The following is a 15,930-nucleotide window of genomic DNA, read 5'->3' on the forward strand; positions in this document are numbered from 1 at the left end:
AACCGTTCTTATAGGTATTGTGCCTTGAGAGCGGTTTTTATTCTTAAAACTGAACAATTATGTTTTAAGAGATTGTTAAAAGAATAGAAAATAAAAATCTTAAGCTCAGATAAACCATGATTTTATTAACTTCGCAGCGAAATAGGTAATGAACGATGTTACCTGACGATTAAACACTAAAGACATACTACATTGAAACTGATTGCAAAAACATTTCATGGGCTAGAAGGTGTTCTGGCTGAGGAGTTAAAGGGAATTGGAGCTCAGAATATTAAGGAAGTAAACAGAGCTGTTGAGTTTGAAGGAGATAAAGAAATTTTGTACAAGGCTAACTTAAACCTACGTACTGCAATCAGGATATTGCTTCCTATCCATCATTTTAATGCTAAAAACGACCAGGAGTTGTACGACGGCGTTCAGCAGTTCGATTGGTCTACCATCATGGGTGTTGACGAAACATTAGCTATCGATCCTGTGGTATATTCAGAAGTTTTTACCCACTCGTTGTACGTAGCCCTTAAAGCTAAAGATGCTATTGTAGATCAGTTTAGGGAAAAGCTGGGTAAGCGACCTAATGTAGATGTTGAAAATCCTAGCGTACGCTTGGTTATTCATATCGCCAAAGATAAAGCAACCATATCTATGGATAGCTCTGGTGATTCCTTGCATAAGAGAGGTTATCGCACAGGGCATCATAAAGCACCATTAAATGAAGTGTTGGCTGCAGGTATGATAATGCTTTCGGGCTGGGATAAAAAAATGCCATTGATTGATCCCATGTGTGGTTCAGGTACCATTTTAATGGAAGCTGTTATGTATGCTCGTAATTATCCGCCAAACTTGCATAAAAAGCGTTTTGGCTTTATGGGGTGGAAAGAGTATGATGAAGCACTTTGGAATAAGGTAGTTGAAGAAGCTAAAGATAAAATAGAACATCCTCGTTTAAAAATATTTGGTAGTGATGCCGATATAAAAGCCATTGATATTGCTAGAGAGTCAGCATTACAATTTAGGTTTAATAGAGATATTAATTTTTCTGTAGAGCGATACGAAAAGTTGGATCCACTGTATCCTAAAGGAATGATCATTATGAATCCTCCTTATGGTGAGCGATTGATGAAAGAGAAGAATGTGGTGGACTTTTATAAAATGATTGGAAATCAATTGAAGCAAACTTTTGTTGGATATGATGCCTGGGTAATTACTTCGGATAAAGAAGCCTTGAAAAATGTTGGTTTGAAGCCGTTGGAGAAATTGAAGTTATATAATGGAGGTTTAGAGTGCGGATATCATAAGTTTAATATCTATGATGGAACCATGAAGAAGATTATTAAGTTCAGATAGTTTTTTGTAATACCGAGTTGAAAGTTAAAAGTGTCGAGTGTGACTAATTTACAATGAGTAATCGCAATTGACTAACTTACAAAATAGAAAAAGGTTGTTTCCTATATAGGAAACAACCTTTTTTATTTGATTCATCAATTGAATTCTTATCTATCTACACGAGCGCTTCCGCCACCCATGATTTTCTCTACCTCAGCTAAGGTAACCATGGTAGTATCGCCCGGAGTAGTCATAGCTAATGCACCGTGAGCAGCTCCATATTCAACAGCTTTTGCGCCATCGTTATGCTCTAAGAAACCATAGATTAAACCAGAAGCAAAGCTATCTCCACCTCCAACACGGTCCATAATTTCAAGATCCTCTCTGTGTTCCGCTTCATGAATTTGTCCATCTGCATAACAGATTGCACCCCAAGAGTTAATCGTTGCAGACTTCACTGTACGTAAAGTAGTCGCAATCACATTAAAGTTAGGGAATTCTTTAACGGCATTGTTGATCATGCTCTTGTATCCAGTAAGATCCAACTCTTTTAAGTTTTCGTCGTTACCTTCTACCTCAAGACCTAAACAAGCTGTAAAGTCCTCTTCGTTACCAATCATTACGTCCACGTATTTGGCAATCTCGCGGTTTACTTCTTGCGCTTTAGCTTCTCCACCAATCGCTTTCCAAAGAGAAGGACGATAGTTTAAATCGTAAGAAACAATAGTGCCGTATTTTTTAGCAATCTTAACTGCTTCAATAACTGTTTCCGCTGCCGATTCTGAAAGAGCAGCAAAGATACCACCTGTATGAATCCAACGTACACCTAATGTTCCAAAAATATATTCCCAGTCAATATCACCTGGTTTCAATTGCGAAGCAGCAGTATTTCCACGGTCAGAAACTCCTTTAGCACCACGTATTCCGAATCCTCTTTCAGTAAAGTTTAATCCGTTACGTACGGTACGACCACATCCATCATAGTCAATCCACTTTACAAATTGAGTATCTAAGCCTCCTTGTAACATAAAGTCTTCCACTAATGCACCCACTTCGTTATCCGCTAAAGCAGTGACGATAGCTGTTTTCTTTCCAAAACATCTTCTTAAGCCACGAGATACGTTATATTCTCCACCGCCTTCCCAAGCACGGAACTGACGTGTTGTTCTAATTCTTCCTTCACCTGGATCCAATCTTAACATTACTTCTCCCAACGAAATACAATCGTATGCACACTCAGATGCAGGCTTAACATTCAATGTTGCCATCTTAAATTTATTTATGAATTAAAAATATAGAATAATTAAGGCTAGAGACCGGACCTTAAATCGAGTACAATATTAAAACATGTATTGTATAAGTGCAAGTTCATTTAAAGAAATATTAGGTGGTATTTGATGTATAGCGGTTTTACTTTAACTAGACGCTAGCTGAAAAGGAAGGTTTTTCTCTAGATGACCAGCTATAATCTTGAAAAAAAGTATAGAAAAAAACTAAACAAGTGCTATTATTAATCTATACATCAATGTTTAGGTAATTTCTGAGGTAAGGTAAAGGTGTTTTGGAGTTGATGTAAGGAGCGTATGATTTATAATAAAAAAACCTGAAAAGCGAGCTTTTCAGGTTTTTGTGTAAAATTTATCTTATAACAATCCCTTTTCGGGGTTTCTTGTATCTTAAAATATTTTGCTACGAATTAATTTCTCTATCTCTAAAACCAAGCATATATAAAATTGCATCAAGGCCAATCGTAGAAATAGAATTATCAGCTCCTGCAATCACCTTTGGTTTTGCATGGAAAGCAATTCCTAAGCCAGCTAATTGTAGCATAGGTAAATCATTTGATCCATCACCTACAGCAATTACCTGATCTAAATGAATATCTTCTTTAAAAGCTAAAAGTTTTAATAATTCTGCTTTTCTGCTTCCATCTACAATATCACCAACGTGTTTTCCGGTTAGTTTACCTTTTTTAATTTCCAATTCATTGGAGAAAACGTAATCCACACCTAATTTAGATTTAAGGTGATTTCCGAAATAGTTAAAACCTCCCGACAGAATAGCCGTTCTGTAACCATATTTATTTAACGTTCTCATCAAGCGTTCAGCACCTTCCGTAATGGGTAAGTTATCAGCCACTTCCTTCATTACGTTTTCGTTAAGTCCCTTCAATAGAGAAACGCGCTTGATAAAACTCTCGTTAAAATCAATTTCTCCACGCATGGCAGCTTCAGTAATCTTTTTTACTTTAGCTCCAACGCCAGCTTTTTCAGCTAGTTCGTCAATTACTTCGGTCTGAATCAAAGTTGAGTCCATATCAAAACAAACTAAACGACGATTTCTGCGGAATATATTATCTTCTTGGAAAGCGATGTCTACACCAATTTTGCCCGAAAGCTCCATGAAGTCACTCTTCATTATTTCGGCATCAATAGGTGTACCACGTACCGAAAATTCAACCACAGCTTTATTTAACGTTGGTTCGCTATTTAAATCAATTCTACCCGATAAACGAGTGATAGTATCAATATTTAACTGTTGCGAAGAAATAACCCTAGTTACTTTAGCTAAATGTTCCGCGTTAATTTTACGTGCTAATAGAGTAATAATATATCTCTCTTTTCCTTGATGCGTTACCCAGTCAGCATAGCGTTCTTCAGAAATAGGCGTAAATTTAATTTTAACGCCAATCTCGTACGACTTAAATAATAAGTCCTTTAGGATAGGAGCAGACTCGTATGCTTGTGGTACTTCAAATAAAATACCTAAACCAAGGTCGTCATGAATAACTGCTTGTCCGATATCTAAAATTTGAACGTTGTAATGCGATAATATTTCTGTAAGGGAAGAGGTTAATCCTGGTTTGTCATCACCAGAAATATTGACAAGAATTATTTCTCTGTTAGCCATGTTTAATATAATATTTACGGTAAACAAATGTAACAAATCATTGCTTATGCCCTGTTGAAAGCAGCTTAAATAGTGATTTATTTCATGTTTTTTAACATTGATATGATAGATAGCATATCCTTATATATAAAATTGCAGGAATTTAGGATGAATTTTTACAGTTTTCGTAACTCCTTCAATAAATATTCTAAACCATTTAGTTTTATCTCATATAAGGTGCCTAGGAGTATTCCTATTTTTCCTTCAGGGAAGCCTTTTTGATGATACCAAGCCAAATAAAACTCTGGCAGATCGCATATAACCCTTCCTTTGTATTTACCATAGGGCATTCTGGTTTTAACCAAATCGAGAAGTATGTTTTTGTCAAACATAAAAAAGTAATGTTTTTTAGATGTTGGGCAAAGATAACTTTATAGCCGAATTCTAAACTTAATGAAAGTAGAATATTTAACGGATACTTAAAGTAATTTATCGAGAACTAACAACTGTAAAACTTAGGCCATAAAAAACCTCCACAAACTTTCATATGTGGAGGTTAAGATTCCCAACAAAGGTTGTCATCCCTATAGATATTTTAAAAATCGATGTTTCTGATTATTTCTGCGTTTCTATCAAAGTTATAAAACTTATCTGTTGTTAGCAATGAATACTTGAAAAAACTTGAATTTTACTGCGTTTAATTTAAACTTTCAGAAGAGTTGGTATGTTGTTATAATTAGGTTTGAAGTGATAAACGTTAAATGTAAGCAGGCCAGAATACTTATAAAAGAAGATAAATGACAACACATATATATACAAATGCATTGTTAAATGAAACCAGTCCTTACCTACTTATGCATGCGCATAATCCTGTTAAGTGGTATCCGTGGGGCAGAGAGGCCTTAAAGCTGGCCAAGGAATCGAATAAATTAATGGTGATTTCTATTGGTTATGCGGCTTGTCATTGGTGCCATGTGATGGAGAAGGAGAGTTTCAGCGATAATTTTGCCGCAGGAATAATGAATGAACACTTTGTATCTATAAAAATAGACAGAGAAGAACGTCCTGATTTAGACCAATTGTTTATGGATGTAGCACATCTAACAACTGGAAAAGGAGGTTGGCCACTAAATATTATAGCACTACCAGATGGCAGACCCGTTTTTGCGGGTACGTATTTTCAAAAACGCCAATGGTTAAATTTATTAAACGAAATTCAGCAACTTTTTATTCAATCGCCCGAAAAGTTAAATGACCTAGCAGATCAAATAAAGCAAGGTATTGAGCGAATGGATTTTGTTGGCTTGGTAAAGGATTCTGCTTTGTTTACGGCAAAACGAATGGATAATATTGTTGACTCGTGGAAACAGAATCTTGATTTTGATTGGGGAGGAAATAAAGGAGCTCCGAAGTTTCCTATGCCAGTGGAGTTTAAGTTTTTACTAACATACTTATCTAAAAAATCAAATGCGGATATTGAGCAATATGTAAATCTATCGCTTTCGCGTATTGCTTGGGGTGGAATATATGATCATGTAGGAGGAGGATTTTCAAGATATTCGGTGGATGAGTATTGGAAAGTACCTCATTTCGAAAAGATGTTGTACGACCAAGGTCAGTTGCTGGAAGTATATGCCAATGCCTTTCAGCTAACGCAGAATCCTTTGTTTAAAAAAGTGATTGAAGAAACTATTGAATTTGCTAATCGGGAATTGAAATCTCCAGAAGGAGGTTATTACGCTTCTATTGATGCCGATAGCGAAGGAGAAGAAGGGCGTTTCTACGTTTGGAATAAAAATGAGGTTGAAGAGTTATTGGGCGATGAGGCTGAGTTATTTTGCGCATTTTATAATATCACAGAGAAGGGAAATTGGGAATCTGGAAAGAATGTCTTGTTTCAAACCGTTTCGCTGGAGCAATTTGTATTTGACCATGGACTGATATTAGAGGATTTATCGGAGTTATTACAAAAAGGTAAAGAAATTCTTTTTGCGGCGCGTAATAAAAGAGTTCGCCCAGGTTTAGATGATAAAATTTTAACGGCTTGGAATGCCATCATGATCAAAGGTTTGGTGCATGCATATCGAGCTACTGGAAATCCTGAATATCTAAATAATGCCATTGAAACTTCCAAATTCATTCAAGGAAAAGCTATACAGGAAGATGGTGGATTATGGCGTAGCTTAAAAGCTGAAAAAGCTACCATCAATGCATTTTTAGATGATTATGCTCTATTGATTGATGCTTGGATTGATTTGTACCAAGTTACTTTTGATGAGCAGTGGTTAGTAGGAGCCCATGAATTATGTGAGTATGCTTCGTGTCATTTCTTTAACGATGACAATCAGCTTTATTATTATACCTCCATTTTAGATGATCCATTGATGATTCGTAAGTCTGAATTATCCGATAATGTCATTCCTGCGTCCAATTCGGTAATGGCCATGAACCTGTTTAGATTAAGTAAGTATTTTCTGAATAAGGAAGGATATCATACTTCATTGCAGATGCTTAAAAACTTGTCGGGAAGAATTGATGATCATGGAAAATATTATGCTAATTGGCAACGGTTAAAGCTGTTTTTTATTCATGAAAATTATGAGCTTGTTATTGCAGGCGAAGGCAAGGAACAGGCTCGTGATGAGTTTTTAATGGATTTTAATCCTTTTGTGTTTGTGGCAGGAGAAAGTGAGCAGGTTCCTATTGCACAAGGTAAAACTAGCAAACAGCTGGCTTTTTATTTATGTAAAAATAATACTTGCAAACTGCCTATTCGTTCTATATTAGGATTGAAACGTATGATGGTTAACTAACGCTGACTCCCAAAGTCTAATTTTTTCATTACGCTCATTTTGAAAATAATCATTGACGAAAGTAAACTCATTGATTTACAAAAAAAAACAAGCCCTGCCTATCATCGGGTAGGTTTGAACTTAAACTTTTCTTTACAAACATGTGAAGAAGCTATATGTCCATGATGTTATAGTTTTTTTGTGGTTGTAATTGATAGGCTACTAGGTTTTTAGGTTTTAAATATGAAAGATGCTAATCACCCGCCACAAAAAACTAACAAACGATTATTTGAGACAATAGCTACTTTATATATGGGATTTGTTATTTTTGAATGTCTTTAGTTTTACATTTTAGCCTTCTATTTTATTATGGGGGTGAGTTATAAATAACAGCTATATATGAATAAGGTATTGGTATTGTTGGGGGTGATGGTGTTTTTTTGTGCGGAAATTTCCGCTTATGGAGAAAAACCATCAGGGACGATTCAAGGAAAAGTAGTTGCTTTTCAAAATAGTGCTCCTTTAGAATATGTAACAGTCGCCATTTACCATACTTCAAATAATGAACTGCAAGGCGGCGTAATCACGAAGCCTAATGGTATTTTTCAATTAAAACAATTGCCCAACGATACTTATTATCTAGATATTAGTTTTGTAGGTTATAAAACCAAACGAATCAATAATATTATTATCAATGAAGCAAACCGACATGTAGATTTAGGTCAGATAGAGTTGGGTGAGGAAGCTAAAAGTATTGATGAGGTTGAAGTGGTGGCCGAACGTTCTTTTGTTGAATTCAAGCTGGATAAAAAGATAATTAACGTTAGTAAGCAATTTACTTCTCTTTCGGGTACTGCGGTGAATGTGTTAGAGAATGTTCCATCTGTTACCGTGGATATTGAAGGAAACGTTGAGCTGCGTGGAAGTGGAGGTTTTTCGGTGTTGATAGATGGTGTGCCGTCTGTCTTGGAACCCTCAGAAGCGCTGCAGCAAATACCCGCATCTACCATCGAAAATATTGAAATTATCACTAACCCTTCGGCCAAGTATAATCCAGATGGGACAGCTGGAATCATCAATATCATTACCAAAAAAAATAGAATGAATGGTTTCAATGGGGTAATTAATCTCAAGGCTGGAAGCAATAATTTTGGTAGCGATTTTCTATTTAATTTTCAGCGTAAAAAGGTATTGTGGTTTGTAAGTGCAGATTATAATCTTTCCGATTATTCTGGAGAAAAGTATGGCACCAGAGAAACGTATAATGAAGCTACTACTTTTACTGTTTCCAACGATGGAAGTATTCGAACGAAGTATACCCGATATAATGTAAAAGGGGGTATGGAAATGCGCTTTGATAGTCTGAATACTTTTAATGTTGAGTTAGGATATGGCAATAGAGGTCGTAATAGTTATTCAGACTTAAAGTATGAAGAGTACGATAACATTGGAGGACCATATAATAGTTATTTAAGTGATGAAGATGGTTATAGAGGAGGAGATGGCTTATCTATAAATACTTTTTTTATCCATCGATTTGCGGATAAAGGACATGAGTTAAATGCTTCAATTACTTATCGAGGGCGAGAGGCGGATGAGTATAGTCGTAATGTGCTCAAGGATGATTCTGGAGTTGCACTTAATGGTAGAGAAAGCACTGAGAAAGGCCCCATGGGGCGTTGGCAAACCAAATTAGATTATACAAAACCGCTTACAGAGAACTCTACATTGGAATTGGGTTATCAAAGTACCTTTGCTCGAAGTACTGATTTTACGGGATTATTGGAAGATGAAGATGGCTCGGGAGATTATGAAGAAAATCCGTTGTATAAAAATGAGGTGGAATTTAGTCAAGATATTCATGCCTTGTACGCTACTTATGGAAATCAAGTGGCCAAGTTTGGTTATCAGGTGGGGTTAAGAGGAGAGTATAATAATAGAATTGTTCGCTTGGTTGAAACAGGAAGTGAAGAGCCAACATGGGATGATGAAACGATTGTTGAAAAGCTAGATTTATTTCCGTCTATTCATATGTCTTATAAACTACCTTCCAATCAGGAATTAATGGGTAGCTATTCGCGCAGGATAGAAAGGTCGAGAAGTTACTATCTAGAACCCTTTTATACTTGGCAGGATGCCTATAATATAAGACGCGGTAATAGTGCTTTACAGCCAGAGTATATCGATTCGTATGAGCTTAATTACCTGAAAAAGTTCGGTAGTTCGTATTTCTCATTCGAAACCTATTACCGTGTAACAAACAATAAAGTAGAGTGGGTACGGCAAGTGTATGAAGGAAATTATGAGGATAATATTATTGAACGTTATCCAGAAAATGTAGGTAAGGATTATTCTTTGGGTATAGATGCTTCTATCGACTTTAATATTGTAAAATGGTGGAAGATGGGCGTAACAGGAACTTTGTACAATTACAAAGTGAAAGGAGAGTGGGGAGGCCTGAATTATGACGAAGAGCAGTTGACTTGGAATTATAAATGGAATCAAACCATAAAAATGGGACCCTTGGCTCAATTTCAGAGTAACTGGCGTTATTATAGCAAAAGAATTACTTCACAAGGAGTATACGAGCCGGTGTATACTTTAGATATTGCCTTTAAAAGAGAAATGATGAAGCGAAAGCTAAGCGCAGTAGTTGAGCTTCGCGATGTTTTTGCCACTAACAATAGAGAAAATACCAACAAAGGCATCGACTTTAAGGATCATTATTTTCAGAAAATTCATACCCCAATTCTAACTTTTACATTTACCTACAGGTTTAATAATTATAAACCAGAACGAAGACGTGGAGGTGGTGAAGGTTTTAGCGATGGAGAATCGATGGATTAGATTGTTCATGCTTTATTTTACTGGATTCAGTAATATATTATACCGTTATAAAACCTATCTTTCTTAAAAGTAAAATACTTGAACTACCTTAGTGCGCTTTATGCTTAAGTATAGCTAATGATAGCTTGCTTTATATTACGATAAACTTTAAAATGAATAACAACACAGGAAAGGTAAAAGAGTTAGAGTTTGAGTCCATTCCAAAATTATTGTGGCGCTATTTTTTACCTGCCTTTGCTGGGGTAATCATTAATTCCTTATATAATATAGTTGACAGAATTTTTATTGGGCAAGGTGTTGGTTCATTGGCGCTAGCAGGTTTAAGTGCTGTTTTTCCTGTGATGATTATTGTAATGGCTTTTGGTATGATGGTGGGCATGGGAGCTGGCGTTCGTATTTCAATTAATCTGGGTAAAAAGGATTTTAAGCGAGCCGAAAAAGTATTAGGTAATGCCTTCGTTCTAATGATCATTGTTTCGGGTATTATTACTTTAATAGGTTTTCTTATTAGTGACCCTCTACTTACATTTTTTGGAGTAAATGACGAAACTTATGCCTATGCTCAGGAATATTTGCATATTATTTTAGCAGGAACCATTTTTAATATCTTGGGTTATGCCTTGAATAACCTTATTCGCTCCGAGGGCAGTGCAAACATTGCCATGATATCCATGCTGATTAGTGCAGGTTTAAATATCATACTCGATTACCTTTTTATTATTGTATGGGGAATGGGCGTAAAAGGAGCTGCTTATGCAACTGTTTTGTCGCAAGTGGCCTTGACTATTTGGGTAATAGCACATTTTAAAAGTAATCGCTCCGTTATAAAATTACATACTAAAAACCTAAAGCTTAAGGGCGATATTGTTTGGTATATTATTAGCATTGGCTTTGCGCCGTTTAGCATGCAGATAGCTTCGAGCATAGTTTTTGGACTTTATAATATTCAATTAATAAAGTATGGAAATGATATGGCAGTGGGTGCCATGGGCGTCATTATTAGTATTGCTATGTTGTTGGTAATGACAATTATGGCCATTACTATGGCCAATCAGCCCATTATTGGCTTTAATCATGGAGCTAAGAATTTTAAAAGAGTACGGGAAACGCTGAAGGTTTCAATGTTGGCTGCCACCGCTATCTCTCTTATTGGCTTTGCAGTAAGTCAGTTATTTCCTGTTCCTATTATTAAAATGTTTAATAGTGAAGATCCTGAATTATTAAGAATAGGAGTTGAAGGTTTAAGGATTTTTCTATTTGCCTTACCCTTAATCGGTTTTCAAATTGTATTGGGTAATTATTACCAATCAATCGGTCGAGCAGGTATCTCAGCTATACTGTCCTTACTTCGTCAGGTTATTATGCTTATTCCATTGTTGGTTATTTTGCCAAAATACTTCGGCCTGTCAGGTGTTTGGTTATCTGCTCCAATATCGGATACGACTTCGGCCATGGTGTGTTTTGTATTTGTCATAATTGAGTTCCGAAAACTAAATAAAGCTATTTCATTATCCTCATCATAAGAACATTCTATATATTTTTTTCATACTGCGTTGGTTTGTAGGTGTCATCATATAAGTATTTTACGAATGTTATGATAGCCAAAGACTAAATTCAGATCGTCTCTTTCTGGTTAAAATATTTGCTTAATGAGAATATTCTCAATATGTTTGTAGTGAGAATATTCTCATTATTGAATGTTTTATATCCATGCCACGAAAAAAGAGGTTAAGAAAAGTAGTTGCACCACCACGATTTCAGGGTTACAAGCCATATGGTTCACGATTAGAAGGAAATGGCTCTGTTGATTTGCTGTACGAAGAATATGAAGCGATCAAACTAGCTGATTACGATTTAATGAATCACAACGAAGCCGCTGTTCTAATGGGTGTTTCGCGTCCTACATTTGCCCGTATCTACGAAAGTGCACGACGAAAAATTGCCGTAGCCTTAGTTGAAACAAAGGAAATAAAGTCGGTGTTTGGAAATGCTGAATTACAAGATAATTGGTTTCTGTGTACGAGTTGTGAAGCTAAGTTTAATAAGCCAGAAAGTGTAATTAGTGAGGATTGCCCTATTTGTAAATCCTCAAAAATTAAACTTCTACAGGCAGAGTAGTGCTATTTAAGCGGATGATACTTATGAAATTGTAAAATAAAACTATAAACATGAAAACTGTAATTACATCATCAGGAAAAGATATACAAACTTTATTTGATATGAGGTTTGGTAGGGCAGCTTATTTCTGTTTACTAAATCCTGAGAATGACACCATTGAATTTATTGAGAATGTTTATAAAGATGATGATTCTGGAGCAGGGACTAAAGTCGCGGAGCAACTGATTGAGCTTGGCGTAAAAAAAGTTGTTTCAGGAGATTTTGGGCCCAAAGCCAAAGAACTGTTGGAGAAGTTCAATGTTCAAATGGTAGTTCTGCAAAATGCGGGTTTAACCGTTGATGATATCGTTAATAAGTTAAAAGATTAAAACGAAAGAAAATGAGAGGTTTTAATAAACAAATGGAAGGGTTACAATTATCAGGTTGCCAAGGAAGAGGCAGAAATAAAAAAGGAAGAAAAGCTCAATGTATGTCAGAGGAGGGCCGAGGTTTGCGTGGCATGGGTGCTAAAAATGGCATGGGGCGCAGAAGAAGAAATCAACAAGATTAGTATTGGTTTGCTATATAAATGAGGTTGCAGTTAACTGACCCATCCCGTTACTCGGTGCTGTTTCCTCGTTTTTAAAGGAAACGAATCTCCTACGTGTATAAATTAACAAAGTAAAAAAGATGAATCAAAAAATAGCTATCCCAGTTGATGACAATGGAGTATTAGATGCTCATTTTGGTCATTGTAAATTATTACATGTTGCAACGATTAAAAATGGAGCTGTTATACAAACCGAAAAGTTGGTGCCACCTCCACATGAGCCTGGTTTATTGCCTAAATGGCTTGCAGAAAAAAATGTGACAGATATTATTGCTGGAGGAATGGGGCAAAAGGCCATTAGCTTATTTAATAATAATAAGATAAGTGCTTATGTGGGTGCTCCAAAAAATAAAGCAGAGGATCTTCTGGAGTCTTTTATGCAAGACTCATTAAGCTACACGGCAAACTATTGCGATCATTAATAACTTATTATAATAGTTCTGAAACTAATATGAATGGCGTATAATATTGCAATAGCAAGTGGAAAAGGCGGAACTGGTAAAACAACTGTTGCTGTTGGCATCTATCAATTGTTACTCAATAAATATAATTATACGGTGCAATTGGTGGATTGCGATGTGGAGGAGCCCAATGATGTTATTTTTTTTGAAGGTATAGATAAGGTTTGGCAAGAGGATGCGGTGCAGATGATTCCTACGATTAATACAGACAATTGCGACTTTTGTAGAAAATGTGCTGATTATTGCGAGTATAATGCCATTACATTAATTCCAAGTACCCAATTTGCTGAAATAAATACTTCTCTGTGCCACTCTTGTGGAGCTTGTTTGGTGGCATGCTCCAATAACGCTATTGGCGAAGCTCCTCATAAAATTGGAGAAATCGCACAGTTTAAAGGACATAATGGTGAGCTTGTGCAAGAAGGGAAACTTAAGGTGGGTTCTCCTATGCAAACTTTGTTGATAAAGCAACTCAAAAAAAGTGTGCTATTGAATTCTGAAATCAATATTTATGATGCACCCCCAGGTACTAGTTGTTCCGTGGTAGAATCTACTATTGATGCAGACTATGTGCTCTTGGTTACTGAACCTACTCCCTTTGGTTTACACGATTTAAAACTGGCAGTAAACCTAATGGATGATTTAAAAAAAGATTTTGGTGTAATAATAAATAAGGCGGGCTTAGGCAGTGATAATATTTATCAATTTATACGTGATAATAATGTTGATTTAGTGGGTGAGATACCTTTTTCAAAGTCGATGGCTTCCTATTATGCGGTTGGCGATCTATCCAATAAATGGCCTATTCATGTAGAACAAAGTATAAATAATATTGCTGAAAAGTTGCATTCTAAAGTAACGTTGCATGAAAGAAATTACCATACTTAGCGGTAAAGGAGGAACAGGAAAAACAACAGTTACGGCTGCTTTGGCTTCATTAGCTCAAAACATTGTTTTATGCGATAATGATGTGGATGCTGCAGATTTGCATTTACTGATGAAGCCGGTGGTGCAAAAAGAATTTGTATTTGCGGGAGCATGGCAGGCGAGTGTCAACGAAAAAGAGTGTATACAGTGTAATATTTGTATCGATGCTTGTCGTTTTGATGCTATTAAAATAAATGTAAATGGCTTTGTAGAGGTGCAACCATTTAAATGTGAAGGGTGTAGGTTGTGCGAGAAAGTCTGCCCTGTTGCAGCCATAGATGCAGAACGTAGCACCAATAATCATTGGTATATTTCCAATACTCGTTATGGAACTATGGTTCATGCAACAATGGGGCCGGGGGAGGAAAATTCAGGAAAACTGGTTTCAACTCTTCGGAAAGAGGCCAGAAGAATAGCTGTAGATAATGAGCTTGAGTTTATTATTAACGACGGACCTCCTGGGATTGGGTGTTCTGCTATTTCTGCGTTAACAGGCACAAACCTAGTTGTTTTGGTTACGGAACCATCAAAGTCTGGTTTAATGGATGCCTCGCGTTTGGTTGAATTAACCCAGTCTTTTGAAATACCTATAGTGGCCGCTATCAATAAAGCAGATATTAATGAAAGTATATGTTTATCTATGGAAAACTATTTTGTAAATCAAGGTATTCCATTGTTGGCCAAAATTCCATTTAGCAAGGATGTGGTAAAAGCAATGATACAAGGAGAAACTATTTTAGAATATAAACCATATTCCGAATTAAGTAGAGCGCTAATTGAGGTTTGGGATTACATTAATATGCAACAGTTAGAAAAGAAACTATGATAGAATCAATATATCAAATAAGACCTCGTTACGATGAGGTGGATCAGATGGGGTATGTGTATCATGCCAATCATATAAGTTATTGCCATCAAGCGCGAACAGAGCTTTTAAGAACATATGGTTTAAATGATAAGGTATTGGAAGCAAATGGAATTATGCTACCCGTAATTTCTTTTGATATTAAGTATAAAACTCCTGCTCAATATGATGAATTATTGACGATTACCACAAGAATTAAGGAGTTGCCCAAGGTTAGATTTTCTTTTGAATTTGAAATAAGAAAAGAGCAAGGTCAGCTGGTCAGTCATTCTCATTCGGAAGTAGTATTTGTAGATTTAAAGACTCGTAAGCCAATGTTAGCTCCTGGTTTTGTAATGCAAAAGTTAAAGCCAATTTTTCAAGAAAGTATGATTTCAACAGAAGTTTAATCAATGGAGGTTTGCTGTGGTTTAACCATTATTTTGTATACCATGATGGCTAACAGCGCACCAATAATAGGAGCGGAAAGATAAACCCAAATATGCTGTAGTTTACCTGAAACAATGGCAGGAGCAAGCGATCGTATTGGGTTCATAGAAGCACCTGTTATTGGACCAAAGACGAGGGCTTCAAGTAATACAATGCCACCAATGGCTATTCCAGCCAATGTTCCCACTTCCTTAGAACCTGTAGCTACATTAATAACCACAAGCATTAAAAAGAAAGTAAGTATTATTTCAATAACAAAAGATTGCATGGCAGTACCTGCGGGTAAAGTTCCTCCCAAAAATTCCTGATCAGGAAATAGAATTTTAAGCGTTAAGCTGGCTAGGAATGCACCTATAGCTTGAAAAATGATATAGGGTAGAACTTGCTTGCCAGGAAATGTGCCTGCATACCAAAAAGCCAATGTTACAGCTGGGTTAATATGGCAGCCAGAAGTTTCACCAAAACCATATATAAGCGCCATAACTACTACGCCAAAGGCAATAGCAACTCCTAAGTGAGTAAGTAAGCCTCCTGAGGTTGTATTTATAATAATGGCTCCTGATCCAAAGAAAATAAGTGCGTAGGTAGCTATTAATTCAGAGATATATTTATTCATTATAAAGTAAAGTCAGTGTAATATCCGCGGTCTCATTTTAAATTTTAATTTAATCTGCGACCAAGCATAAAAGA

At 36.1% G+C, this 15,930-nt stretch carries 15 protein-coding genes; 11 read left to right on the top strand and 4 right to left on the bottom strand.

What is annotated here, in order from left to right; translation table 11 throughout:
• Window positions 1-192: 192 nt before the first annotated feature.
• Window positions 193-1,344 carry a THUMP domain-containing class I SAM-dependent RNA methyltransferase gene (locus A8L32_RS12210; RefSeq protein ID WP_075590636.1) on the top strand — a complete coding sequence of 384 codons (1,152 nt, stop codon included), beginning with the start codon at window positions 193-195 and terminating at the stop codon, window positions 1,342-1,344.
• 146 nt (window positions 1,345-1,490) lie between these two features.
• On the opposite strand, the gene A8L32_RS12215 is transcribed toward A8L32_RS12210, so the two are convergent.
• The 3 genes from A8L32_RS12215 to A8L32_RS12225 all read right to left on the bottom strand — a co-directional run bounded on the left by A8L32_RS12215 (window position 1,491) and on the right by A8L32_RS12225 (window position 4,604).
• Entirely contained in the window at window positions 1,491-2,591 is a 1,101-nt protein-coding gene (locus A8L32_RS12215; RefSeq protein ID WP_075590637.1) for a sugar kinase, read from the bottom strand.
• Between the two features lie 421 nt (window positions 2,592-3,012).
• Window positions 3,013-4,233 carry a phosphoserine phosphatase SerB gene (gene serB, locus A8L32_RS12220; RefSeq protein WP_075590638.1) on the bottom strand — a complete coding sequence of 407 codons (1,221 nt, stop codon included), beginning with the start codon at window positions 4,231-4,233 and terminating at the stop codon, window positions 3,013-3,015.
• Window positions 4,234-4,388: 155 nt separating this feature from the next.
• Window positions 4,389-4,604, bottom strand: a complete 216-nt coding sequence (locus A8L32_RS12225) for a DUF3820 family protein (protein ID WP_075590639.1) — start codon at window positions 4,602-4,604, stop codon at window positions 4,389-4,391.
• Between the two features lie 405 nt (window positions 4,605-5,009).
• On the opposite strand from A8L32_RS12225, the gene A8L32_RS12230 reads away from it, so the two are divergent.
• From A8L32_RS12230 to A8L32_RS12270, 10 genes are all read left to right on the top strand, one after another.
• Window positions 5,010-7,025 carry a thioredoxin domain-containing protein gene (locus A8L32_RS12230; RefSeq protein WP_075590640.1) on the top strand — a complete coding sequence of 672 codons (2,016 nt, stop codon included), beginning with the start codon at window positions 5,010-5,012 and terminating at the stop codon, window positions 7,023-7,025.
• Window positions 7,026-7,403: 378 nt separating this feature from the next.
• A complete protein-coding gene (locus tag A8L32_RS12235) occupies window positions 7,404-9,851 on the top strand; it encodes an outer membrane beta-barrel protein (protein WP_075590641.1) in 2,448 nt (815 codons plus the stop codon).
• Between the two features lie 152 nt (window positions 9,852-10,003).
• Complete coding sequence (locus A8L32_RS12240) at window positions 10,004-11,374, top strand: MATE family efflux transporter (protein WP_075590642.1); 1,371 nt, start codon at window positions 10,004-10,006, stop codon at window positions 11,372-11,374.
• 187 nt (window positions 11,375-11,561) lie between these two features.
• Window positions 11,562-11,969, top strand: a complete 408-nt coding sequence (locus A8L32_RS12245; protein WP_075590643.1) for a DUF134 domain-containing protein — start codon at window positions 11,562-11,564, stop codon at window positions 11,967-11,969.
• Window positions 11,970-12,019: 50 nt separating this feature from the next.
• Window positions 12,020-12,337, top strand: coding sequence for a NifB/NifX family molybdenum-iron cluster-binding protein (locus tag A8L32_RS12250; protein WP_075590644.1), 318 nt, complete (start codon window positions 12,020-12,022; stop codon window positions 12,335-12,337).
• A gap of 11 nt (window positions 12,338-12,348) precedes the next feature.
• Window positions 12,349-12,519, top strand: coding sequence for a hypothetical protein (locus A8L32_RS23545; protein WP_158027237.1), 171 nt, complete (start codon window positions 12,349-12,351; stop codon window positions 12,517-12,519).
• Window positions 12,520-12,638: 119 nt separating this feature from the next.
• Window positions 12,639-12,980 carry a NifB/NifX family molybdenum-iron cluster-binding protein gene (locus tag A8L32_RS12255; RefSeq protein ID WP_075590645.1) on the top strand — a complete coding sequence of 114 codons (342 nt, stop codon included), beginning with the start codon at window positions 12,639-12,641 and terminating at the stop codon, window positions 12,978-12,980.
• 33 nt (window positions 12,981-13,013) lie between these two features.
• The gene (locus tag A8L32_RS12260; RefSeq protein ID WP_075590646.1) at window positions 13,014-13,907 is read left to right on the top strand and encodes a nucleotide-binding protein; all 894 of its coding nucleotides are present in this window, start codon (window positions 13,014-13,016) and stop codon (window positions 13,905-13,907) included.
• Window positions 13,885-14,772, top strand: a complete 888-nt coding sequence (locus A8L32_RS12265) for an ATP-binding protein (RefSeq protein ID WP_075590647.1) — start codon at window positions 13,885-13,887, stop codon at window positions 14,770-14,772. The genes A8L32_RS12260 and A8L32_RS12265 overlap by 23 nt, the downstream gene beginning before the upstream one ends.
• Window positions 14,769-15,200, top strand: a complete 432-nt coding sequence (locus A8L32_RS12270; RefSeq protein WP_075590648.1) for an acyl-CoA thioesterase — start codon at window positions 14,769-14,771, stop codon at window positions 15,198-15,200. Before A8L32_RS12265 ends, A8L32_RS12270 begins: the two co-directional genes overlap by 4 nt.
• Here the strand turns inward: A8L32_RS12270 and A8L32_RS12275 are convergent.
• Window positions 15,197-15,856, bottom strand: a complete 660-nt coding sequence (locus A8L32_RS12275) for an aquaporin (RefSeq protein WP_075590649.1) — start codon at window positions 15,854-15,856, stop codon at window positions 15,197-15,199. The genes A8L32_RS12270 and A8L32_RS12275 overlap by 4 nt on opposite strands.
• Window positions 15,857-15,930: the final 74 nt, after the last annotated feature.

The organism is Labilibacter marinus (assembly GCF_001659685.2).
Lineage (GTDB): Bacteria > Bacteroidota > Bacteroidia > Bacteroidales > Marinilabiliaceae > Saccharicrinis > Saccharicrinis marinus.